We start from the raw sequence: 23,338 nt of genomic DNA on the forward strand, positions 1-23,338 counted from the left end.
GAGGGCCATGACAGACAAGACCGTGAAAGTCTCGATCCGCAACCTGTACAAGATCTTCGGCGAGGATCCGGCGGGCGCGCTCGCCGAGGTCCGATCGGGCACGACCAAGGCCGAGCTGCTCGACCGCAGCAACCACGTGCTCGGCCTCGACGACATCAACGTCGACATGAACGAGGGCGAGATCACCGTGATCATGGGCCTGTCCGGCTCGGGCAAGTCGACGCTGATCCGTCACCTGAACCGGCTGATCGAGCCCACGGCGGGCGAAGTGCTGGTGAACGGCGAGGACATCCTGGGGTGGAACGAGACGCGGCTGCGCCAGCTGCGCCGCGAGACCATGTCGATGGTGTTCCAGAAGTTCGCGCTGCTGCCGCACCGCACCGTGCTCGAGAACGCCGGCATGCCGCTCGCGACCCGGGGTGTGGCCCAGGAGGACTGCGATGCAGAGGCGCGCAAGTGGCTCGAGCGGGTCGGGCTCTCGGGCCAGGACGAGCAATATCCGCACCAGCTTTCGGGCGGCATGCAGCAGCGGGTGGGCATCGCCCGGGCGCTGGCTTCGAACTCCGACATCATGCTGATGGACGAAGCCTTCTCGGCGCTCGACCCGCTGATCCGCACCGACATGCAGGACCTGCTGCTGGAGCTGCAGGCGGAGCTCCACAAGACGATCATCTTCATCACCCACGATCTCGACGAGGCGCTGAAGCTGGCCGATCACCTGGTGATCCTGAAGGACGGCGCGGTGGTGCAGCAGGGCGAGCCGCAGGCGATCCTGCTGAACCCGTCCGATCCCTACATCGAGGAGTTCGTTGCCGACATCAACCGCGCTCGGGTGCTGCGGGTCCGCTCGATCATGTCCCGCGACGCTCCCGCGGGGGAGATCGCCGGAGAGGTCGCTCCGGCCGACAACCTCGAAAGCGTGATCGCCAAGGCCGGCGGCAACGTCGGGCTGAGCTATCGGGTGGTGCGCGGCGGCGAGACGCTGGGCTATGTCAGCATGGCAGAGATCATGCGCGCGCTGGTGCCGCGGCGGGCGCGCGAGGCCGCCTGAGCGCGGACCGGGTTCTCTGTTCGTGAGACCTTGAGGGCTGGCGCCTGTGCGCCAGCCCTTTGCGTGCGCGGTCCCCGGAGGCGGCGGGGACGGGGCGCCGGCTGACGCATTGCCGGCATGGGTGCTGGGATCGGCTGATCCGGCGATCGTTCGGCCTGAGTGTGCTGTTTGTCAGAAACACATTGCCGGGAGGCTGATTTCGCGGCTCGGAGATCCATGCGCGCGGCAGCAATGTTCGCGACCAGACGAATCGGCACGCATAAGTTGCGGGTTGCACTTTTGCCTCTTCTAGAGAGTGCCGAATTTCGGCGCGATCTTGACGTCGACGGGCAAGAAAACAGCGCGGCGACTAATTTTTTCGTTACCTTCCCCGGCGGGGTCTCCAGCGGCGGTCGCTGCGAACCGTGTCAAGAATGAGGCGTCGAAAGCCGGTTTCGTGGCCTTGACCGATACGGGTGTCCCGGCCTTTTGGATCACTTTATCTCACTTCTGTGATCGCAGGTCGGTTGCCGAAATGTGACCATCGTTGGCGACGGCAGGTACACATTCGAAACGTGCGATCTTGTTCGCCCGGAAGCTCTACTTAAAATAGAATATGTCCACAAGAAGGCCGATGCGCATCCAAAACATGTCCAATCGGCTGATCTCCAGTCTGTGTATGTAGAAAATTCTCGAGATGATAAAAAATCACAACAGAGTCAGCGTGTTGACATCCATTTCCCCAAAGGCATCTGTGAAACTTGAAGCTCGAGTTAACGAATTCTTAACGAATTGTGGGGGTGAAAGAGCATTCAATGAAAGTACCAGCAGTCGAGGTCAAATGTCCCAACTGTGGAGGCTGTGCAAAATTCCATGAGCCATTCAGGTTCTACCATGCACGCAGATATGGATCGGCTCCAAAGAATGCGCACAGGTGGGGCCGACTGATCGTCGAAGAAATCTTTCCAAATGATTTCAAGTGGGAGCAGCCAGAGGGCGAAACGCCGTCGTTCCGGCACTATCCGACGGATCCCGGAGAGGGGTATCTGTTCAACCACCGTGGCATGCTGGAGTGCCCGCAGTGCAGGGCCATCGAGCCGACCGAGATCCATTGGCCCGAGGCGGCCTATTGGCGCTGGATCGCGGCAGGGGAGATTCTGGTCGCGCGAAACCGCGAACACGCCAAGGAAATCTATGAGTTCCTGGCCGGAAGCCACCGTCCGCCGAACCGCCGTCCGTCGCTGCGGAGCATTCCGTCGGTCATGCTGACCAAGCAGGTCTGGCCCGAATTGGCGCAGACCATCCTGCGCGATCTCGTCGCGGCCTGAGACACGGCGTCGAGGCCCGCCCTTCGCGCCGCATCGGTTGATCGTTCCGTACAAGCGTCGCTGCCGTGCATGCCGCTTGAGTTCCCGAGTGAATACAAATGTCGTTTGATGATTATAACGTTGTGAGAGCAACAAGGCTGAGCGCTGCAATTCAGGCAGAAATGCTGGCGCGCACTGCCAACCACTATGCGGCGGCCATGGAAGCCGCCATTCGGCTCGACGCGCTCTGCGGTGCTGAACCCGAAAACTGCCTGAGAGAGATCGCGATATGGCGAACCCGGCAGCGGTCAAATGGCTGAGGCTTCGCGCAGATATCGGGTCTTTCGGGATTATCGCGTTCGTGGAATGTGACGGCCTCGATCGATCGAGAGATTGGCGTCCCCGCGTCAGGATGGGCCTCGAAGGAGCGGCGCGCGGGACCGCCACGCCGCCGCCGCAATTTCCGGTGCGGATGTCTCGCGGACGATAGCCCTGAAGACCCGCACCGCATCCGGGTGACTCTCTATCCCGCGGCGCCCGAGGCCGGGCTGCGGGCAAGACCACCGGCGCCGCGGTCTGGCCGATCCGGAGGTGGGCGCCGAAGCCCGGCGGGGCGTCAGGCCCTGTCTCCGGATCAATATCCGCGACGGGCGTCGGCGATGTCGGGCACGGTGCCCTCGGCCTCGAAGAGCTTGATATTGGCGGCGACGATGCGGCTGCCGGTCTCGGCGTCGATGTAGGAGGCGACATGCGGCGTCACGACGATCTTCGGGTGGTCCCAGAGCGGGCTCTCCTCCGGCAGCGGTTCGATCTCGAAGACATCGAGGCTGGCGCCCGAGAGGCGGCCGCTGTCGAGCGCCGCGAGGAGGTCCGCCTCGTTGAGTTGCGGGCCGCGGCCGAGGTTCACCACCACGGCACCGGGGGCGAGCTTGTCGAAGAGCGTGGCGTTCAGGATGCCGCGGGTGGCCTCGGTCAGCGGCAACAGGCAGACGAGGATCTCGCAGCCGTTCAGGAAGTCGTCCAGCGCCGCTTCGCCAGCGTAGCAGGTGACGCCCTCGAGCTTGCGCGGGCTGCGCGCCCAGCCCCGCACATCGAAGCCAAGCCCGGCTAGGCCCCGCGCCGAAGCGGCGCCGATATTGCCGAGCCCCATGACGCCGACGGTGCGCTTCGGCGCGGGCGGAGTCACCAGCTTGTCCCAGACATGCGCCCTCTGCTGCGCCAGGAAATCGGGCAGGCGGCGGTGGTGCAGCAGCACCTGCAGCGCCACGAATTCTTTCATCCGCTGGGTCAGGTCGGTGCCCACGGTGCGGATGATCGGCAGGTGGTCGGGCAGTTCTTCATCGGCCAGCACGTGGTCGATCCCGGCGCCGAGCGAAACCACGGCCTTGAGGTTCGGGTAGCCCGCGATCAGCCCGGTCGGCGGCGACCAGACCACGGCGTAGAGCACCGATGCGGGATCGCTGACATCCTCGTGGCTGAGCGCGGTCATGCCGGGCAGCAGGCCCGAGAGCATTCGCGCCCAGTCTCGGCTGAGTTCGGGCGAGGGGGTGTAGACGGAAATGGACATGGGCTCTCCGGGAGGTCTTGAAGGCGGCATCGAAAGGGGGGGGACGGTTCGGCGTTTGGCGCCGGCCAAACCCTTGGCGGTGGCACCGGACAGCTGGCCGAGGGTCTCGCCTAGCGAAGACGTCTCCCCGGTGCCCGCGCCGGCGGTGAAACAGGCTCGGGGGCGTCGATGGCCCCGGCAAAACCTTTGGCGCAAATCAAAACCAGCCCGGTGTCGTCTGCAAGTACCGTGTCGCCTGGCGATACCGTTGAAGACGGGCGGGTGACCGGGGCCGCCGATGGGCGAGGGGCGTGCGGGGGCTCAGCCCGCCGCGTCCTCTTCGTTGATCTCCAGCGAGAAGCGCACGCCTTCGGCGGCGAGACCGCCGCCGAGGCCGCAGGCCGTGCCATCGGCGCGCCAGCAGCAGGCGCCCTCCATGCTGCCGTCGTCGTGGAAGCGGATGGCGTTGAGACCGCCGCCGACCAGCTTCACCTTTTTCACCTCGTTGCCAAGCGCCTCCAGCGCCGGTGCGAGGTGGTGGAAGGCGGGCTCGAGCTCGATATCCTGTCCCTGCGACCAGACCCGGGGGGCTTCCACGGCCTCCTGCAGATCCATGCCGTGATCGATCACGTTCAGGATCGCCTGCATCACCGAGGGGAAGATCCGCGTGCCGCCGGGCTGGCCGAGGGCAAGGAAGGGTTTGCCGTCCTTTGTCAGGATCAGCGGCGCCATCGAGGTCGGCACCCGCTTGCCGGGGACCACCGAGAGCGCCTTGCCCGGGCGAGGGTCGAAATTCCAGTTGTAGTTGTTGGGGATGATCCCGGTGCCGGGCACCATGAATTTCGCGCCGAAGAGCCCGTTGATGGTGAAGGTCGCGCTGACAATCAGCCCGTCCGCGTCGGCGACGGTGATATGGGTGGTGTCGCGGCTCTCGCGGACCGCGCGCTCGGGCATCTGCGGGTCGCCGGCCTCCAGCTCGGCGAGGCACTCCTGCGCATAGGTGTCCGAGATCAGCCGCGCCACCGGCACGTCGACGAAGCGCGGGTCGCCGCTGTAGCGGTTGCGGTCGGCGAAGGTGCGCCGCATGACCTGTCCCAGAAGGTGCGCGCGCGCGGCGTTGCCGAAGCCCATGCCCGCGAGATCGAAATGCGACAGCATGTTGAGCATCTGCGGGACGTGCACACCCGAAGAGGCCGGGGGCGGCGGTCCGTAGACATCGAAGCCGCGGTAGCTGCCGCGGATCGGCTTGAGGATCTGCGGGGCATAGTCGGTGAGATCTGCCTCGGTCAGATGCGCGGCGGGCAGGGGGCCCTCGGCCAGCGTCTCGACCAGGGCCTTGCCGAGCGCGCCACCATGGAGCGCCGCGGCGCCCTGCTCGGCGATCAGGTCCAGCGAACGGGCGTAGTCCTCCTGCACCAGCCGGTCGCCATGGTGCAGCGCGCGGCCCCCGGGCATGAAGATGCGGGCGAACTCGGGATCCACCTCGCCCTCGACATAGGTGAGGCTGTCCTGGAGCGCCCCGGCAAGATAGTGCGTCGCGACGAAGCCGCGGCGGGCGTGGCGGATGGCCGGTTGCACCAGTTCGGCAAAGGGAAGCCTGCCATGGCGCGCGTGCATCGTCGCCCAGGCGGTAAGGCTGCCCGGCACCGCCACCGCGGCGCGTCCGACATCGTTGCGCCGCCCTTCGGTTTCCATGTAGCGCGCCGGCTCGTCCGAAACCGGGGTGAACATCTCGGGCTCGGCGGCGGACCCGGCGCAGGAGAGCCCTTCGATGATCTCATGGCTGCCGTCCGGCAGACGCAAATGCGCGAGGCCGCCGCCGCAGATGCCCACCATCATCGGCTCGACCACCGTCAGCGTGAGCAGCGTGGCCACCGCCGCATCCACTGCGTTGCCGCCCGCCGCGAGCATCTCGGCGCCGGCGGCGGCGGCCAGCGGGTGGTTTGCCGTCACGAGGCCGCCGCGGGCGCGCACGGGGTGCTTGGTGGTGGTCACGCGAAAGGGCTGGGGGGTCATCGGGGCCTCGTTGCTGCGGTGTCCGGTCTCGCCGGTTAGACCGCGCAATGCCGGGGATCGCAATCGCCGATCGCAGAACCGCTCTTTGCCGTGGCGCGCTGTTGCGGCAGACCTGCAAGGGGTCTGCTGCCTGACGTGCAGGGCCTTGGGCGAAGATGCCTCGGGACAGCGCGCCGATGCCTGCCAGTCTGCGAGTGCCGGGTGCTCGGCAACGTCGTGGCCCGCCCGTGTCGCGAAGACTTCGCTGCAACAGGAGTCAGACCGGAAACTCGAGCCGACGGATCAGCGCCCACATCTGCAGGTTCAGCTCCTTGAGCTGCTGGATCGTCTGGTCGATCCGCTCGATTTCCCCCTCGTCGATCTCGTCGCTGCGGCCCATGCGGATGTCCGTCTTGCGGTCGGCGATGCGCATCAGGATGGTCTTGTAGCTGCCGCGCTCGCTGTCGAACGAGTAGATGCAGTGATTGTAGTGGTTCCTCAGCCGCGCCAGCTCGCCGAACCGCCCTGTGCAGGCGAGGATGTCGTCGCGCTCGGCGGGGGAGCGGCCCTCGGCCTTGGCCAAGCGCTCGACCAGATCGAGCCGGGCGCGTGTCGTGTTGAGCGTCAGGAAGACGATCACGGCGCGCTCCTTGTCGGTGCCCAGAAGCCCGGCAATGAAGTGGATCAGCACGCTTTCGGTGTTGGTCCAGACGTAGTTGAGCCGTCCTGTCAGAAGCAGCAGCCGATCGAAGAGCGGCGCGGGATCCATCATCTAGCCCGGCCTTCCGTCCTGCGTGTGCTCGAAGTAGAGCCCGACGGCGGCGGTGCGGTTGGGCACGGCGAGCTTCTGCACCAGGTTGTGCACGTGCAGTTTGACCGTGTGCACGGTGATGTTCAGTTCCGCGGCGATCCGTTTGTTGCTTTCGCCGCGCGCGATCAGCTCCAGCACCTGTTGCTCGCGGCTCGTGAGCTGCTTCATGCTGGCCGTCGCGGTCGGGCGTGTGTCGCTTTCGGTTGCGGGAGAGGCTTGTCGTTTGGCGGGTGTCTGCGGAGCCGCGCTGACAAGCTCGTCCGGCAGGACCAGCTGGCAGTGCAGCAGCAGCCGCATGAAAGAGAGCCAGACCTCGATCGGGACGTTCATCGGCAGGAAGCCGACCGGGCGTTCGAACCGTGCGGTCCAGCGCTGCATGAATTCGCGGGCGACGGTCGGGGTGCGATAGGCCAGGGCGATTGTCGCGTTGCCGAGAACCGGCTGATCCTTGCTCGCAAGCTCCAGAAGCTCGTCGCCAAATGCCTGATCCACGACCGCAAGGTGCAGGGGCGAGTGGCGGCAGGTTTCGTTGGCGGGGGCGAGGCTGTCGAAACGGAAGGCGCGCAGACCGAATTCGGCTCGGACCTGTTTCAGGACCTGGGGGCCGTAAAAAACCGGGCTTCCGACAAAGGCGATATCGGTTTCGCCGGCGTTTTCGCCTTTCTCGTCCTCGAGAGACAAATTGCTTGATCTATACAAGGTCTTTCCTCCGAGAAATTTTTCGGGGCACGAATGGGAAATGAAAAATGCATACGATTAATTCGATGGGTCCGCGGCGTCTGGGTGAGCAAAAGGCGACAGCGCGGGGGAAACTTCGCGTGTAAGCCGAATCGATCCTGTCAAATGAGGCGAGTTTCTACCTAATCGTTCGACTATAGCAGGAATCCGCCCACGACTCCACGAAAACGACCAATAAATGCACCGATTCGGTGCAGCCACTTCTAAAAATTGAACAGTTTGAGAAGCTTTGGGCACATTCTTGCTCTCGAACATGGTCACTAACCCTTTTGATAGGTTCGGCCTCATCTTGGGCGCTGCGCACGCGGGCCGACAGGTATGGAATTCCATGCCTTTCGGGAAGTCGTTCGAAGTCATTTCAGTTTAAGGCCATGCAATATAAGAAAAAAATCGGTCGGTACCCTGTGGGTAGATCAAAGGAGCAGATAGGCAGGCGGCATCACGCTCGGCAAGATTGGCGGGCCAGATCGGAATTTGCCCGGCTGGCGAGACTTTCCTGAAGGCATTCGAGGAGGGCGTGCCATTCCAAAGGAAAATCCAGGAAACATCTTTCAGAAATGAGATCGCGCCGATCTGCCCCTAGCAGGTCCCTATTTAACGGCGCATCGCAATATGCACCCGAGATACTGCCTTTTAGATGACTGGCAGTGCGTGGTGCCTTTTGTCAAAAAAGGAACGCATTATGGCGAGCAATAGAAACTCCCACCACGTGTCCGGCGACCCGCGGGCCATGTCCGACGCGGTCGCGATCGGCAAAGCCGACATCGAGACGCTCAATGCGGATGTCGACACGGGCGACATCTCGATCAAGGAAGCTGACCTGACAGCCCAGCAGCAGCAGCAAAAGCAGGACCAGGACACCGAAGTCCAGAATGAGCAGGACCAGGGTCAAGGCCAGGATCAGGGCCAAGACCAGGGTCAGGATCAAGAGCAGGGCCAGGATCAGGGCCAAGGTCAGGATCAGGACCAGAAGCAGTCGGCCGACAACGAGAACACGGTCTCCAACGGCAATGACATCAATATCGACTTCGGCGACGGCGAGTGGATCCCGCGCGACGATGACGTCGTGGACCTCGATCTCTCGGACGACGCCCAGGTGCATGACGTGCTGACGGCCGGCGGCGACCTGAACAACGACCCGGGCGACGACGTCACCGCGGGCGGTGACATCACCAACAACCCCGGGGACGACATGACCTCGGGCGGAGACATGTTCTTCGATCCGGGCGACGACCTGAAAGTCGGCGAGAACACCACCATTGGTGACGCGCTGACCGGCGCGGGCAATGACTTCCTGTCGCTCAACAACCAGTCCGCTTCGCTGGAAGACAACGACTATCTCGAGTCGGCGAGCGTGGCGAACAATTCGGGCTTCTACCAGAACGGCAATGCGAATGGCGGCGACGCCTCGGCCGGTGACGGCATCAGCGCGGACGCCGAAGGTGGCAAGTCCGGCGAGGGCGGCAAGACCATTGCCGGTGACGCCGAGGGCGCAAACGGCTTCGGCGGCTTTGCCAAGTCCGAGGGCGGCGAAAGCGGAGATTCGAAGGCCAAGGCCATCGGCGGTGATGCCGGCGACTCTGGTGACGCGACCGGCGATGTCGAGTCCGCGGTCGACGTGGCCTCCGAAACCGGCTCCAATGCCGAGGGCGGCTACGGCGGCGATGCCGACAACGAAGGTACTGCCGAGAACACCATCGACTCCGCATCCGATGCCGAGGGCACGGGGGGCGAGGCCGGTGACGGCGAAGCACTCGGCGTGGGTCTCGGACTCTCGGGGGCGCTTGGCGGCCTGGCCGGCAGCACGGCCGAGGGCGGCGACAATTCCGACGCGATCACGACCGACGTCTATGGTGAAACCGATGTAGAGGCCAATTCGGGCGACGCCGGTGATGCCGACGGCGACTCCGAGGCCACTTCGGAAGGTGATGCCGAGAACGACTCGGGCGGCGGTGACGGCGGCACCAACTTCGGCCTCGCACTTGCCGGTGCCGACACCGATGCCGACAGCGAGAACTCGACCGGTGACGGTGGCGACACCGATGCCGAGATCGACGCCGCGGCCGAGGCTGAGGCCGCAACCGACGGCTCCAGCTATGGCGGCGACAATGACGGTGAGTCCTCTGCCGACGGCACGGGCGAAGCCGACACCGATGTCGACGGTGAGGGCGGTGACGCGCTTGGCGGCGCGCTGGCCGCTGCCGAAGGCGAGGCCGCGAGCGATCACGAAAGCACGGGCGGTGACGTCGAGGGTGAGAGCTCGGCTGAAAGCGACGGCGATGCCGAGACCGATGGCGAGTCCGACAGCGGTGGCGCTCTCGGTGCTTCGCTGGCAGGTGGCTCCGGCTATGCCGACAGCAAGACCGACGCCGATGGCGGTGACAGCGACAACTACAGCGCTGCCAAGGCGGATGGCGAAGCCGAAACCAAGGGTGACTCCGACGGCGGCGACTCGCTGAACGGCGCGCTGGCCGGTGCCAAGGGTGAGGCAGACGCCGACGGTGAAAGCTACGCCGGCGACAGCGACGAGGCTTCCGGTGACGGCACCGGCGGGGATACGGACTCCCATGCCGGGCCGGCGACCCAGACCCTCGGCGCTGGCGGTGGTGACCAGGACGTCGACAGCGAATCCGGCGACGGCGGCGACGGCTGGAGTGACAACGACAGCAAAGGTGGCGCCAGCGGCGATGTTCGCGATACTGCCGAGAACCAAAGCGATGCCGAAGCCAGCGCCGAAGGCGCAGGCGGCGACGGCGGTGACGTCGACGGCGCAGCGGATGCCTCCGGCGAGGCCGATGCGGCGTCGACCGGCACCGGCGGTGCTGGTGGGTCGAACTCGGGCACCAATGACGGCTCGGGTTGGGCGGATGCTGCCAGCGACGTCACTGGCGGCACCACGGGCGATCTGACCGGCATGGCAGATGGCTCGGGTCGCTCCGATGCCGCCACCGATGGCACGGGCGGCGCAGGTGGCGCGGCCTCGGGCACCAATGACGGCTCGGGCGCGGCGGATGCGGCGTCGGAGGTGGCCAGCGGTGACACGGATGTCATGGGCACGTCCGACGGCTCCGGCCAGGCGGACTCGGCCAACACCGGCATGGGTGGTGAAGGCGGTGACGCCAACGGCACAACCGATGCCTGGAGCGGCAATGACTCCGCCAACGATGGCACCGGCGGCGCCTCCGGATCGGCCGATGGCACGGCGGACGGCTCGGCGATGCTCGACACCGCCAACACCGGCACCAGCGGTGCAGGCGGCGACGGATCGGGCACGTCGGACGGCTCGTCCATGGCCGAGGCGATGACCGAGGGCACCGGTGGTGACTCCGGCGACGCCACGGGCACGGCGGACGGCACGGCCTCTGCCGAGGTCATGGGCGCCGGCACCGGCGGCGCGGGCGGAACCTCCGCCGCGACCACCACGGCGGAGTCGGCGTCTGATGGCGCGGGCACCGCGACCGGCACCGGCGGCGGCGGCGGATATGCGGATGTCTTCTCGCAGTCCGACACCGACGGCACCGCGGACAGCATGGCCGAGGCCATCGCCGGCTACGGTGGCGGAGGCTGGACCGATGACGACTCCAGCGCCACGGGCACCGGCAGCGCGAGCGGCACGACCTACTCTGGCATGGGCGGCACCGGCGGCGAGGCCACCTCGATGAGCGGTGACTCCGGCGACGTCTCGGCGATGGCCGAGGCCGGGGCGGGCTCCGGCGGCGACGCCTACGGCGGTGACGCCAGCGGCGCCTACTCGGGTGCCGGCGGCGCCGGCGGCGATGCGGGCTCCTGGGGCTCGGGCAACGGTGACGACGGCTTCGTCACCGGCGAGTCCTACGCCTCCGCGGCGGCGGTCGTCGACACCAGCGCGTTCAACCAATCCATCGTGATGGGCGCCAACGTGCTGGGCAACTCGGTCGACATGACCATGGTCGGCGGCTCGATGACGGTCTCGAGCATCGGCGAAGACGACGCCTGATCCAAAACCAACGGTGGGGCCCGCCACCGCGCGGGCCCGGCGCATTCAGGGGGATGTGACAGATGCTGGTAGACAGAACCACCGAGACGATCACCCATTTCATCGGCCTGTTCGGGATGACCGTGGAACAGGCCAGGCTCCGGGAGATCTACGAGGAGTTCGCGAAGCTGCGCAAGCAGCAGGACCTCGACCCCATCGAAGAGCAATCCCCGATCATCGAACACCACTACAAGCTGGCCACCGGCAGCGAGACGCCGCTGGCCTTCCATTTTGACGCGCAGTTCCCCGGGCCGCAACTGGCCGCGATTTCGGCGCCCCTGCCGCAACACGCGCTGACCATGCCGGCGCCGGAGGGCAGCGCGCTCCCCGAATTTGACATTCCGGCGGGCCCCTGGCCCTTCCCGCATGTCACCTATCACCACTACGGGCCGCCGGTCGTGCCGGAGCCCGAGCCGCCGGACACGCCGACCGGCCCGGTGCTGCGGGTGGACCCGGCGCTGCCCTTCCCCGGCTCGGTCATGAACCTCGTCGACCAGGGCCTCTGGCTCAGCGACAATGACGTTCTGGGTGAGGCGAATTTCGCCCCGCGCGCCGACGCCGGCCCGGACATGGCACTGATCGCCGAAGGTCTGCAGCAGCTCGCGGGCAGCCTGCCCGAGGCCGGGGTCGTGCTCCGGCTCGAGGCGGCGGAAGCCATGGCCGAGGCGATGCTGGAGACCGCCGAAGCCTACTTCGCGCCCGAGCTCGAAACCATGACCCCGGCGAGCCATGTGGCGGACCCTGCGCCGCAGCGCGTCGGCGGCGGGCACACCTCGGACACCTCCGAGGGCGTGCGCATCGACTGGGCGGTCTTCCATGGCGAAGAGGCCGCGGCGCAGATCGTCAACGGCGCGCGCGCCGAGGAGGCGCCGAGCCTGAAGGCCCTGCTGCCGCAGCATCACCGGCCCGAGGAGAACTCGGAGCCGACCGATGACGCGATCGATCCCCGCGCCCTGCCCGAGGAGGCCGGACGCAATCCGGATTTCGAGGACGGGCACAGCCTGGTGACCGGCGGCAACTACGCGGTCAACGAAACCATACTGACGACGGCCTGGGTCGATGCACCGGTGATCGTGGCGGGCGGCAAGTGGATCGAGCTCGACCAGATCGAGCAGGTCGCCGCGGTCTCGGATCGCGACAGCCAGCCTCCCGCAACCGAGGCGCAGCGCAGCGTCGTCACCCAGATCGCCGAGATTTCCGAAACCTCCGCCCCGAGCCCCCGCCACGTCCAGTCGCTCGAGAAGAGCTCGGTGGGTCCGGCCTGGGTGCATATCGACTGGATCGACGGCGATCTGATCGTGTCGCACCACATCAAGCAGCTGATCCAGCTCTTCGACAACGACACGTTCGGCGTGAGCATCGCGGCGGCCTCCACGGCCTTCATCCTGGGCGACAACACGCTGTTCAATGTCAGCGAGATTTTTGCCCTCGGGATGCACTACGATCAGATCCTGGTGGGGGGAAACCTCATAGAGATCAATGCGATCAGCCAGATCCTTTCGCTCGAGGACAACGACCGGATCAGCGGCGCGCCGGAGGCGTCCAAGGGCGCCCCCGTTGCGCCTGTGGAGACAGAGACGACGGAGCCGGACACCCAGATCGCCGAGGAAGAAGAGGTCTCCGACCGGCAAATTGCGGAGGTCTCGAGCGGCGGACGCGACCACGCGGTGCAGGGCACCGCGCAGGCGGGTGACGACACGGCGGGCCTCCCCGAGGATGAAAGCGCCGGGGCACCGGACCCCGCCCTCGATGGTTCCGCCACGGAGACGGAGGAGCCCCTCACAGCCACGCCCGACCCCGCTCAGGCCGATGCCGTGCTCGCCACGGAGCCGGAGACGGGCAGCGGCCCTGAGACGGAGGGCCCGGAGTCCGATCTCGCGGCCGATGCACCGCTTGACGAGGTCACCGACGCGCTGACCGCCGAGGCCGAGGACGCTCCGCAGGGCAACATGCTGCTGAACGAAGCGCGGATCGAGAAGACCGGTGTCGACACCGCGGTCGAGGCCACCGACAGCCTGTCCGAGATCGTCGCCGGCATGGATGACGACATGGAGATGGTTCGGGAAAAACTGCTTCAGGACCAATCCCTCGCCGGGCTCGAATACGCGCGGGTGCTGGCGATCAAGGGCGATCTCATCCAGTCCCGCATCGTCGAGCAGGAGATCCGCATGCAGGACAACGACGACATCGACCTGCCCACGGAACTTCCCGACGGCATGGAACTGGTGAGCGGCCAGAACGCGCTGGCGAACCTGGCAAAGATCAACGACGCCGGAATCGACTCCGACATCATGGCGAGCAAGGGCGAGTATTCCGACCTGCTCATCCACCAGGCCTCGCTGATCGACGACGAGGTCTCCGCGAAGGGCGCGCTGGTCTCGGAGGCTGTGGCCTTCCTGGCCGAGGAGGAACTCTCCGCCGACCAGATGATGGCCGACAAGATGGCCGACATGGGCCATATCCAGACCGCGGCGCAGATGGATGACCTGTCCTCCGCGATGACCTGATGCCCGCCTTTCCGACATCTCTCCCCATCCGCTCCCGCACGGGCCCGGAGGACCGGCGACCGCTCCGGCGGGCGAAGGGAGACGAGGCGACACCCCAGGCGGCGGGTCGGCTTCGGGACACCGCCCCTGCCACATCCGGCCCAGCTCCCGACGCCGTCGGAAGCGCCCCCGTCCAGCCGATAGACCGACCATCGGAGACCACAATGCCAAGACCGACCAACGCGCCCTCCCGGCGAGACCATCCAACACCCGCGGCCTTCGGCGGGAGGTTCTGATGAACAGCCTGCCGCGTGATTTCTCCGACGCCGATGCCGACGCCGACATCGGCCCCGGTCCTGCCGATACCGCCACAGCCACAAACGAGCCCCGGGCCCGCATGCGGGATGACGGGACCGTCTCAAAGGGGCCGCGCGAGGGACTCGGCGTGACCATCGAAGGCCGCGCCAACGAGCCGCTCGTGCTCAAGTCGGGCTCCGGTGGCGGCGACGGCAAACCGCCGGTGGAGTTCCACCGGCGGCAGGATCCGGAGCGCTACGACCGGATCCTCCGCGACGTCGGTGGCCAGGTGAAGCGCAACCTGCTGATCGTCGGGGTGCTGACCTTCGCGACCAACGTGCTGCTGCTGTCGATCCCGGTCTACCTGTTCCAGATCAGCGACCGGGTGCTGACCAGCCGCTCGCTCGATACGCTGGTCATGCTGACCATCATCATCGCGGGGGCGATCCTCTTTCAGTCGGTCTTCGACGCGATCCGGCGGTTCATCCTGATGCGCACCGCGGTGCTGGTTGCGACACGGCTCGGGGCGCCGATCCTCAGCGCCGCCGCCCATGCGTCGCTGCATGGCACCGGGCGCGAATACCAGACGCTCGGCGACCTGCAGCAGATGCGCAGCTTCCTCGTGTCGCCGACCCTGATCGCCTTCCTCGACGTGCCCTTCGCGCCGCTCTTCATCCTGGCGATCTTCTTCGTGCATCCCGACCTCGGGGTGATCGTCGTGGTCACGGCCTTTCTGCTGATGTTCATCGCCATCGCCAACCAGCGGGCGACCTCGGGCCAGTTCGCCGAGGCCAATATCGCCCAGTCCAAGGCCAACCAGCACCTCGACTCCATGTCGCGCAACAGCCAGATCATCAACGCGCTGGCGATGATCCCCGAAGCCGTCCGGATCTGGGGCCGCGACACCGCCACCTCGCTGGCCGCGCAGGTGCGGGCGCAGGACCGCAACGTGATCTTCGCCTCGATCTCGCGGGCGGTGCGCCTGCTGACGCAGATCGCCATGCTGGGATGGGGCGCCTTCCTCGCGATCGAGGGCGAGATCACCGGCGGCATGGTCATCGCCGCCTCGATCATCGCGGGCCGGGCGTTCTCGCCGATCGAGGGTTCGATCGAGGGCTGGAACAACTTCCTGCTGTCGCGCGGCGCCAGCGACCGGGTGCGGGGGCTGCTGCGCTCGGCGCAGAACAAGTACGAGAAGCTCCGCCTGCCGCATCCCGAGGGGCGGCTCGACGTCGAGCGGCTGCTCTACGTGCCGGGCGGCACCAAGCAGGTCGTGCTCAACGGCATCAACTTCACCCTCAATCCCGGCGACACTCTGGCGGTGATCGGCAATTCCGGGGCGGGCAAGACCACGCTGGGCAAGATGCTGGTGGGCTCGATCCTGCCGACCTCGGGCAGCGTGCGGCTCGACCTGATGGACATCCGCAACTGGGACCCGCGCCAGTTCGGCGAGAACATCGGCTACCTGCCGCAGGACGTGCAGCTGTTTCCGGGCAGCATCAAGGCCAACATCGCCCGCATGCGCGACGATGCCACCGACGAGGCGATCCACGAGGCCGCAATGCTCGCCGATGTGCACAACATGATCGCCAACCTGCCGCAGGGCTACGAGACCATGGTCGCCGCCGACGGCTCGCCGCTGTCGGGCGGACAGAAGCAGCGCATCGCGCTGGCGCGGGCCTTCTACGGCAAACCCTCGTTCATGGTGCTGGACGAGCCCAACTCGAACCTTGACGTGGCGGGTGACAAGGCGCTGGCGCAGGCGCTGATGCATGCCAAGGAACAGGGCATCACCGTCATCGTCATCACCCAGAAACCGACCCTGCTGAGCGTGGTCGACAAGATCATGCTGCTGACCGACGGGCGGGTGGCGCTGTTCGGCGCCCGCGAAACGGTCCTGTCCAAGATCAACGGTCCCAAGGAGCCGCCGAAGCCGGTGCCCGGACCGGAAGGAGGCTCCGAATGACCCGCGCCACCGCACTCGAGGCTCCGTGGTACGCGGAGGTCCCCTGTTCCATTCGCAAGTTCGCGGTCTTCGGGCTGCTGCTGATGGTGCTCGCCTTCGGCGGATTCGGCATCTGGGCTTTCGGCGCTCCGCTCTCGGCGGCGGTCATCGTCCAGGGCAGCTTCGTCGCCACCGGGCGCAACAAGATCGTGCAGCACCTGGAGGGCGGGATCATCCAGCAGATCTATGTCTCCGAGGGCCAGCGCGTGCGCGCCGGAGAGGAGCTTTTAAGCCTCGACCAGACCGCGGCCGAGGCCAGCGAGCGCGAGCTGCACCTGCGGCAGGTGCGGCTGAAGGCGACCGCCGAGCGGCTCTACGCCGAGTACCGCGAGGCGCCGGAGATGGCCTTCTCGGAGGGGCTGGAAGCAGTGGTCGACGACGCCGAGATCGCCGCCATCCTCGACAGCCAGCGGCTCGCCTACGCCGTGTCTCGCAAATCGCTGGACAATGACGTGACCCTGCTGCGCCGCCAGATCGACGCGCTCAGCGTGCGCGAGAGCGGCTATGCCGCGCAGCTCGAATTCCTGCGCCTGCGCTCCGAGATCCTGCAGGAGGAGTTCGACGACAAGATCATGCTTTACGAGCGCAAGCTGGTGCAGAAGTCCGAGCTCAATGCGATCCGCCGCGTGCAGGCCGAGGCCGAGGGGCAGCTCGCCCGGCTCGAGGCCGAGGTCGACGAGATCCGCCAGACCAAGCTGCGCTACAACAGCGAGATCGCCGCCACCCGCGCCGCCTACCGGCAGACCGCGCTGGACGAGCTGGGACCGATCGAGGCCGACCTCGAGAGCATCACCGAACAGGCGCGCAAGGCGCGCAACGTGCTGGAACGCTCGGTCGTGCGGGCGCCGGTCTCGGGCACGGTGGTGCGGCTGCATTACCATACCTCAGGCGGGGTGATCGAAAGCGGGAAGCCGATTGTCGAGCTGCTGCCCTCGGACGCGCCGCTGATCATCGAGGTGCAGATCCCGCGCACCGACATCGACAGCGTGATGGTCGGGCAGGAGGCGATCGTCCGGCTGATCGCGCTGAATCAGCGCACCACCCCGGTGCTTCTGGGCAAGGTGATCTACGTCTCGGCGGACTCGCTGCACGACGGCGGTCGGGGCGGGGCGCAGGAGATCTACGTCGCGCGGGTGTCGCTCTCGTCGGAGGAGCTGGCGCGGGTGCCGGGCTTCGCGCCGACGCCGGGGATGCCGGTGGAGATCATGATCCAGACCCAGTCGCGCACCTTCGCGGCCTATATCAGCAAACCGATCCTCGACAGCATGTCCCGCGCGTTCCGCGAGCAGTGAGCGCACATGTCAGGATCGGCGCGGAGGCGCCGTCCACTCCGGCGCCTTCGCATTTTGGGCGGGCTGCCCGCGCCGCGCGATCAAGGAGCGGGCGCGCGGCGAGGGCGGATGGTGGTATAGACCACGTAGGCCAGCATCAGGGCGACGATCGCGAGGATGGTGGCGCTGACCGGGCGCTCGATGAAGATCATCGGCCCGTCACGCGACAGCAGCAGCGCACGGCGGAAATTGTTCTCCAGCACCGGGCCGAGGATCATGCCGATGATGATCGGTGCGAGCGGATAGCTGGCGCGGCGCAGCACGTAGCCGACGACGCCGAAGAAGAACATCACGCCGAGGTCGAACAGCGAATTCTGCAGCGCGTAGGTGCCCATGGTCGACAGCAGCAGCACCGCCGGCAGCAGCCAGGCCTTCGGCACCTTCAGCACCATCCCGAAGAACGGCACCAGCAGGATGCCCAGCACCACCAGCACGACATTGCTGGCGAGATAGGCGATGAAGATGCCGCCAGCGACGTCGGCGTTCTGCGCGAAGAGGTCGGGGCCCGGGAAGAAGCCGAGCAGGAACAACGCTCCGAGCAGCACCGCCGTCGAGGCGTCGCCGGGGATGCCCAGCGAGAGCGTCGGGATCAGCGCGCCGCCGCAGCAGCCGTTGTTGGCCGCCTCGGTGGCGACCACGCCGCCCTCGGCGCCCTGGCCGTAGCCTTCCTCTTCCCGTGCCATGCGTTTCGCCACGGCGTAGGACACGAAGGCACTGACATCGCCGCCGGCGCCGGGAATGGCGCCGAGGCCGGTGCCGATCAGCGCCGAGCGCAGCAGGTTCCCCCGGTGCCGCAGCACCAGCCGCAGCGCGTGGAAGGAGATCCGGAGCTTCTGGATCTGCGGCCGGGCGAGGAAGTTGCCGCTCTCGATCTGCACGAAAAGCTCGGACAGGGCGAAGAGCCCGACCACCACCGCCACCAGGTTCGGCCCGCTGCTGAGGTTGATGTTGCCGAAGGTGTAGCGGTAGGCGTTGGTGAATTCGTCGGTGCCGATGCTGGCGATCAGCAGGCCGAAGCCGCCGGCGATCATGCCCTTGATGGCCGAGCCTTCGGAGACGATGGCGATGGTCAGCAGGCCGAGCATCGCCATGGCGGCATATTCCGGCGGCGCGAAGCGCAGCGCGAATTCGGCCAGCATCGGCGAGAAGAAGATCAGCACCACGCCGGCGATCAGCCCGCCCAGAGAGGAGGCGGTGATCGACAGGCCGATGGCGTCCTGGCTGCGGCCCTTCTGCGCCATCGGGTAGCCGTCGAGCAGCGTCGCGGCGGCCAGTGGCGTGCCGGGGATGCGCAGCAGGATCGCCGAGATCGAGCCACCCGCGGAGCCGCCGACGTAGATCGCGATCAGCATCGCCATGGCCGGGATCGGCGGCAGGTGGAAGGCCACCGGCAGCAGCAGCACGATGCCCATCAGCGGGCCGAGCCCCGGCAGCACGCCGATGACCAGCCCGCCGACGATGCCGAGCAGGGTCAGCAGGATCGACAGGAACGAGAAGTAGAGGGGGGCGCCCTGAAACAGGAGATCAAGCAAGCTGCGACCTATCCGAAAAGCGTGAACTTGAAGATGCCGAGCGGCAGGACCACGTTGAGCAGCCCCTCGAAGACCGCGGCCACCACCATCGTCATCGCCAGCGCGCCCGCAGCAGCCAGCGGCAGGCGCAGGCCCAGCAGCACGAAGAAGATCGCCAGCATCAGCGGCGTCGACAGGTAGTAGCCGAGCCAAGGCAGAGCGAGAAGGTAGACGAGCACCAGCAAGGTTGCCCAGAGCGCGAGCCGCGTGGTCGGGGTGGGCTCGGGCGCGGAGCCCTGCGCTAGCCGTCCGCCGAGGATGCGCAGCAGGTTGACCGCGGCAAGGCCGACCATCACCCAGGCGATGATCGCCGGGTAGATCGCGGCATTGGCCATCGGCCCGCCCGAGGCGGCGCCCTGTTCGGCCAGCGGTCCGGCGTTCTGCTGGAACACCAGCAGCGGAAGCGCGGCGAAGAACAGCCAGGCCGCCCAGTCATAGGCATATTTGCGGAGCATCTCGTCCTCCCTCGAAAACGCGACCGCCCGTGGGCGGCCGCTCGTCGCATCGTCGGTCGGGATCAGAGGCCGTTGAGGCGCTCGGTCTCCCATTCGATGGCCTTCTCGCCGTGGGTCAGCTCATCGGCGACCGGGCCGACGATCTCGCCGTACTGCTCGGGCGAGAAGCCGGTGGGCACGTAGCCCATCTCCAGCAGGCGCGCGCTGACCTCGGGGCGGTCGAGCGCCGCCTTCATGGCGCTGCGCAGCTTTGCCACCACGTCCTCGGGGGTGTCCTTGCGCACCAGCCACCAGTTCCAGCCGCTCGGGGACAGGTTGGACATGCCGATGTCCACGTCGAAGCTGCCGACCAGCGGCGCGTCGTCGTAGGTCTTGGAGGCGCCCTCGAGATCCGACAGCACCGCGAGGATCTTCATGTCGTCCTTGTTGACGGTGTAGACGCCCGGGTTGGTGATCATGAAATCGAGGATGCCGCCGCGCATGTCACGCACCGCCACGTCGATCTCGGGGTAGGGCACGAGCTGGGCGATGGTGTCGGTGGCCTGCATCATCGCAGCGCCGACCATGTGGGGGATGCCGCCCGCAACGCCGGGCGAGTAGCGCAGCTCGCCGGGGTTGTCGCGCATGTAGGCGAGCAGATCGTTCAGATCGCCGAAGCGGTCGTCATCGGCGCGCACGGCGATGGCGAAGCTGTTCGAGGTCGCCGACCACAGCGGGGTGAAATCCTCGTAGGTCCAGCTGGCGTTGCCGCGCATCGGCTGGATGACCAGCGGCGCGACGTAGCCGTCGAAGATCGTGTAGCCGTCGGCATCACGGGCCATGGCGGTCTCGAAGGCCTTGACGCCGCCGGCGCCGGGGGTGGAGACCACCGAGATGTTCACGCCGAGCTCGTCGCCCATGGCGTCGGCGATCACCTGGCTCGCGGCCATGGTGGCGCCGGGGGCCCAGGGGTAGATGTTCTCGATGTTGCGCTCGGGGAATTCGGCGAGCGCCGGGCCGGCCAGCACGGCAAGGCCGAGCGCCGCCGCGGTGATGCGTGTGCGGATTGTCATGTGGTTCCTCCCAATCATGCGGTGTGCATCTGCTCGAGGCCATACCAGCGGTAGACCTCCTGCGGTGTGTCGTGGCGGCGGAATTCCGCGACCACGTGTTCCAGAAGCCGGGCGTGCACCTCCGGCTTGTCGACCGGGGCCGTCTGCGCCGGGTCTGCCCGAAGGTCGTAGAGCCGGGTTTCCGCGTCGTCGAAGCCCAGGCCATCGTTCATCGGCACCCGCTTGGCGTCCGGCAGCGCGTCGATGGCCAGAAGCGGCACGCCCTTGGTGAAATCGAAGCCGGGCACGATCTTTGCCGTGCGCAGCTCTTCGGTGTTGAACGGGCCCGTCATGTGCTGCGGCGCCAGCGTGTATTCCTTGAGCCCCGGCGCGCGCCAGTCGGGCGGGTAGTGATAGAGCACGTGTTCGCCATCGGCGACGCCGACCGGCCCGCCGAAGATACCGAAGATCGCCGCCTCGCGCAGCTTTTCCCCGGGCGAGGCCAGCAGCGGGCCCAGATCATGCGCGCGCACCTCCGCGGGCAGCGCCACGTCGTGCAGCCCGAGCAGCGTCGGCATGATGTCGGGCGTCTGGGTGACGGCGTTGCAGCGCGTGCCGGCGGCCCCGGGGTGGCGCGGGTCGTGGATCATCAGCGGGATGTGGCTGACTTCCTCGTAGTAGGGCATGCGGCATTTGCCCCACCAGCCGTGCTCGGAGAGCAGGAAGCCGTGATCGGTGCTGACCACCAGCGCGGTGTCCTTCCACATGTCGTGCTCGTCGAAGTAGTCGAGCAGTCGGCCGAAATATGCGTCGCACATCGCCACCAGCGCCGCGTAGTTGGCGCGGATCTCGGCCATCTCCTCGGGGCTTTCGGTGACGCGCGCGTAGAACGGCCAGTCGAGCGCGCCGCCCTCGTAGTCGGTGGGAAAGGCGTTGCGGAAGCGCTCGGGCGCGTGGAAGGGCTCGTGCGGGTCGAAGCATTCGAGCATGAGCAGCCAGTCGTCGGCGGTGCGGTTGCGCTCGAGAAAGTCGAAGCCCGCGGCAAAGCACTTGGGTCCCGGGAAATCCGCCTCCTCCTGCATTACCTCGCGGTTCACCATATGCTGGAAGCGCTTGCTGGAGCGGTCGAGCGGGTAGTGCTTCTCCGAGAACTCCGCCGCGAATTTCTCGAGCGGCGGGGCGACCATCGGGACCCAGGGGTCGTATTCCTGGCCACGGATGAACTCCCAGCTGTCGAACCGGGTGTGGAAGCCGCTGCCGCCATCCTCGAAGTAATGCACGTGGTCGGTGATCAGGTGCGAGTAGACGCCCTTGTCACGTAGCAGGTCGGCAAAGGAGTTGTCGAAGGCCTCGAGCGGTCCCCAGGAGCGGTGCATGAAGTTCAGCCGCCCGGTGTGCAGGTCGCGCCGCGCCGGCATGCAGGGCAGCGAGCCGGTGTAATGCTGATCGAAGGTCATCGACTTCGCCGCGAAGCGGTCGAAGTTCGGCGTGGCGATGGCGTCGCCGCCATAGGCCCCCAGCGCAGCCCGGTTCAGGCTGTCGAAAAGTACGAAAACAGTCCGCATCGCTCCTCCAGTCGGCGGGCAAGATGGACGAGGTGAAACAATAATGTAAAATAGAAACGAATGCGTCAAAGATAGATGGAATTTATCACTGTCCGCCGCCGAGACCTTCCTCAGCCGCCGCCTGCTGCACTTCCTCGCGGTGCATGACGCCGGCAACATCCACGGTGCCGCCTCGATGCTGGGCCTGTCGCAGCCGGCGCTGACGGTCAGCCTGCGCAGGCTCGAGGACGAGGTCGGCGCGCCGCTCTTCGAGCGTTCGGTAAAGGGTGTCGAGCCGACCGCGGCGGGGCGGCTGCTTTATCGCCACGCCTGCGCCATGCGGAGCGCGGCGCTGCACGCGGGCGAGGAATTGGGTGCGCTGCGCAGCGGCGAATCCGGCACGCTGAGGATCGGCGCCGGGGTGGCCTGGTCGACGACCGTCCTGCCGCGGGTGCTGCGCGACATGCGGGCCGCCTATCCCAGCCTGACCATCGACCTGGTCACCGGCGTCGGCGACCAACTGGCGGCGCAATTTGCCGAGGGGCGGATCGACCTGCTGCTGGTTGCCGGGGCCCTGCCGGGGCTCGACGTTGCGGGCGGTCTGCGGCGGGAGCTGCTGGTCAACCTGCCGATGGAACTGGTGGTCGATCGCGCCCACCCGCTGACCGGCAAGGGGCCGGTGAAGGTGGCGGATCTGGCGCGGCACGACTGGGTCGGCTTCTACGACGACGACAGTTTCGTGCGCCTCGCCAATCTGCTGGTCGCCCGCCACGGGGTCGCCGCGCCGCGCATCGCCATGCGCGCCAATTCGGTCGCGGCGCTGACCACCTTCGTGCGCGGCACCGATCTGATCATGGTGGTGATCTCGTCGCTGGCGGCGGCGGTGCGCGGCGAGGACCTCGTGTCGCTGCCGCTCGCAGAGCCGCTCTGGGACATGCCGGTGAGCCTGTGCTACCGCGACATTGTCTCTTCGCGCCCGCCGGTGCGGGAGTTCATCGGTCGGCTGCGCCATGAGATCGGCCTCTACGCGGGGCAGGCCGGAACATGAGCCGCGGGCGACGCTGGTGATCCTCGAAACCTCCCGCCGATGACGGGGCGCCGCGCGGCGACGCGGTTTCTTCCGCACCTGAGGAGAATTTGCCCGAAGCCCACTTGCTGTCGCACGGAGATTTCGTC

At 66.9% G+C, this 23,338-nt stretch carries 16 protein-coding genes; 8 read left to right on the forward strand and 8 right to left on the reverse strand.

Annotation, left to right across the window (positions count from 1 at the left end; translation table 11 throughout):
- The first annotated feature begins 7 nt into the window (after window positions 1-7).
- From LC039_RS24390 to LC039_RS24400, 3 genes are all read left to right on the forward strand, one after another.
- Complete coding sequence (locus LC039_RS24390; protein WP_226629076.1) at window positions 8-1,051, forward strand: quaternary amine ABC transporter ATP-binding protein; 1,044 nt, start codon at window positions 8-10, stop codon at window positions 1,049-1,051.
- A 794-nt stretch (window positions 1,052-1,845) separates the two neighbouring features.
- On the forward strand, window positions 1,846-2,358 hold the full coding sequence (locus tag LC039_RS24395) for a hypothetical protein (protein ID WP_226629078.1): 513 nt from the start codon (window positions 1,846-1,848) through the stop codon (window positions 2,356-2,358).
- A 98-nt stretch (window positions 2,359-2,456) separates the two neighbouring features.
- A complete protein-coding gene (locus LC039_RS24400) occupies window positions 2,457-2,657 on the forward strand; it encodes a hypothetical protein (protein ID WP_226629080.1) in 201 nt (66 codons plus the stop codon).
- A 314-nt stretch (window positions 2,658-2,971) separates the two neighbouring features.
- Here LC039_RS24400 and LC039_RS24405 read toward each other — a convergent pair whose 3' ends face one another.
- The 4 genes from LC039_RS24405 to LC039_RS27015 all read right to left on the reverse strand — a co-directional run bounded on the left by LC039_RS24405 (window position 2,972) and on the right by LC039_RS27015 (window position 7,370).
- A complete protein-coding gene (locus LC039_RS24405; protein WP_226629082.1) occupies window positions 2,972-3,904 on the reverse strand; it encodes a 2-hydroxyacid dehydrogenase in 933 nt (310 codons plus the stop codon).
- 300 nt (window positions 3,905-4,204) lie between these two features.
- Window positions 4,205-5,899 (reverse strand): gamma-glutamyltransferase, encoded by a 1,695-nt coding sequence (gene ggt, locus LC039_RS24410; protein WP_226629084.1) that lies wholly within the window; start codon window positions 5,897-5,899, stop codon window positions 4,205-4,207.
- Window positions 5,900-6,155: 256 nt separating this feature from the next.
- Window positions 6,156-6,650, reverse strand: a complete 495-nt coding sequence (locus LC039_RS24415; RefSeq protein WP_226629085.1) for a hypothetical protein — start codon at window positions 6,648-6,650, stop codon at window positions 6,156-6,158.
- Window positions 6,651-7,370, reverse strand: coding sequence for a response regulator transcription factor (locus LC039_RS27015; RefSeq protein WP_319003744.1), 720 nt, complete (start codon window positions 7,368-7,370; stop codon window positions 6,651-6,653). It lies immediately after the preceding gene.
- 739 nt (window positions 7,371-8,109) lie between these two features.
- Here LC039_RS27015 and LC039_RS24425 point away from each other — a divergent pair.
- The 4 genes from LC039_RS24425 (at window position 8,110) to LC039_RS24440 (ending at window position 17,522) form a co-directional block, all read left to right on the forward strand.
- Entirely contained in the window at window positions 8,110-11,403 is a 3,294-nt protein-coding gene (locus LC039_RS24425) for a beta strand repeat-containing protein (protein WP_226629087.1), read from the forward strand.
- A gap of 62 nt (window positions 11,404-11,465) precedes the next feature.
- Window positions 11,466-13,949 carry a hypothetical protein gene (locus LC039_RS24430; protein WP_226629089.1) on the forward strand — a complete coding sequence of 828 codons (2,484 nt, stop codon included), beginning with the start codon at window positions 11,466-11,468 and terminating at the stop codon, window positions 13,947-13,949.
- Between the two features lie 274 nt (window positions 13,950-14,223).
- Window positions 14,224-16,191, forward strand: coding sequence for a type I secretion system permease/ATPase (locus tag LC039_RS24435; protein ID WP_226629091.1), 1,968 nt, complete (start codon window positions 14,224-14,226; stop codon window positions 16,189-16,191).
- Window positions 16,188-17,522: an HlyD family type I secretion periplasmic adaptor subunit gene (locus LC039_RS24440; RefSeq protein WP_226629092.1), complete on the forward strand. Its 1,335-nt coding sequence runs from the start codon at window positions 16,188-16,190 to the stop codon at window positions 17,520-17,522. Before LC039_RS24435 ends, LC039_RS24440 begins: the two co-directional genes overlap by 4 nt.
- 80 nt (window positions 17,523-17,602) lie before the next feature.
- On the opposite strand, the gene LC039_RS24445 is transcribed toward LC039_RS24440, so the two are convergent.
- From LC039_RS24445 to LC039_RS24460, 4 genes are all read right to left on the reverse strand, one after another.
- Window positions 17,603-19,093: a tripartite tricarboxylate transporter permease gene (locus tag LC039_RS24445; RefSeq protein ID WP_226629094.1), complete on the reverse strand. Its 1,491-nt coding sequence runs from the start codon at window positions 19,091-19,093 to the stop codon at window positions 17,603-17,605.
- Window positions 19,094-19,101: 8 nt separating this feature from the next.
- Complete coding sequence (locus LC039_RS24450) at window positions 19,102-19,587, reverse strand: tripartite tricarboxylate transporter TctB family protein (protein ID WP_226629096.1); 486 nt, start codon at window positions 19,585-19,587, stop codon at window positions 19,102-19,104.
- 62 nt (window positions 19,588-19,649) lie between these two features.
- The gene (locus tag LC039_RS24455) at window positions 19,650-20,639 is read right to left on the reverse strand and encodes a Bug family tripartite tricarboxylate transporter substrate binding protein (RefSeq protein ID WP_226629098.1); all 990 of its coding nucleotides are present in this window, start codon (window positions 20,637-20,639) and stop codon (window positions 19,650-19,652) included.
- A 14-nt stretch (window positions 20,640-20,653) separates the two neighbouring features.
- Window positions 20,654-22,183: a sulfatase gene (locus LC039_RS24460; protein ID WP_226629099.1), complete on the reverse strand. Its 1,530-nt coding sequence runs from the start codon at window positions 22,181-22,183 to the stop codon at window positions 20,654-20,656.
- Between the two features lie 124 nt (window positions 22,184-22,307).
- On the opposite strand from LC039_RS24460, the gene LC039_RS24465 reads away from it, so the two are divergent.
- Complete coding sequence (locus tag LC039_RS24465) at window positions 22,308-23,210, forward strand: LysR family transcriptional regulator (RefSeq protein WP_226629146.1); 903 nt, start codon at window positions 22,308-22,310, stop codon at window positions 23,208-23,210.
- Window positions 23,211-23,338: the final 128 nt, after the last annotated feature.

The sequence above is a fragment of the Alloyangia pacifica genome (genome assembly GCF_020524285.1).
GTDB lineage: Bacteria > Pseudomonadota > Alphaproteobacteria > Rhodobacterales > Rhodobacteraceae > Salipiger > Salipiger pacificus_B.

Excerpts from the sequence above, each read along its gene's own strand:
- LC039_RS24390 (WP_226629076.1), top strand. The coding sequence starts at position 8 with ATGACAGACAAGACCGTGAAAGTCTCGATCCGCAACCTGTACAAGATC.
- LC039_RS24395 (WP_226629078.1), top strand. The coding sequence starts at position 1,846 with ATGAAAGTACCAGCAGTCGAGGTCAAATGTCCCAACTGTGGAGGCTGT.
- LC039_RS24400 (WP_226629080.1), top strand. The coding sequence starts at position 2,457 with ATGTCGTTTGATGATTATAACGTTGTGAGAGCAACAAGGCTGAGCGCT.
- LC039_RS24405 (WP_226629082.1), bottom strand. The coding sequence starts at position 3,904 with ATGTCCATTTCCGTCTACACCCCCTCGCCCGAACTCAGCCGAGACTGG.
- ggt (WP_226629084.1), bottom strand. The coding sequence starts at position 5,899 with ATGACCCCCCAGCCCTTTCGCGTGACCACCACCAAGCACCCCGTGCGC.
- LC039_RS24415 (WP_226629085.1), bottom strand. The coding sequence starts at position 6,650 with ATGATGGATCCCGCGCCGCTCTTCGATCGGCTGCTGCTTCTGACAGGA.
- LC039_RS24425 (WP_226629087.1), top strand. The coding sequence starts at position 8,110 with ATGGCGAGCAATAGAAACTCCCACCACGTGTCCGGCGACCCGCGGGCC.
- LC039_RS24430 (WP_226629089.1), top strand. The coding sequence starts at position 11,466 with ATGCTGGTAGACAGAACCACCGAGACGATCACCCATTTCATCGGCCTG.
- LC039_RS24435 (WP_226629091.1), top strand. The coding sequence starts at position 14,224 with ATGAACAGCCTGCCGCGTGATTTCTCCGACGCCGATGCCGACGCCGAC.
- LC039_RS24440 (WP_226629092.1), top strand. The coding sequence starts at position 16,188 with ATGACCCGCGCCACCGCACTCGAGGCTCCGTGGTACGCGGAGGTCCCC.
- LC039_RS24450 (WP_226629096.1), bottom strand. The coding sequence starts at position 19,587 with ATGCTCCGCAAATATGCCTATGACTGGGCGGCCTGGCTGTTCTTCGCC.
- LC039_RS24455 (WP_226629098.1), bottom strand. The coding sequence starts at position 20,639 with ATGACAATCCGCACACGCATCACCGCGGCGGCGCTCGGCCTTGCCGTG.
- LC039_RS24460 (WP_226629099.1), bottom strand. The coding sequence starts at position 22,183 with ATGCGGACTGTTTTCGTACTTTTCGACAGCCTGAACCGGGCTGCGCTG.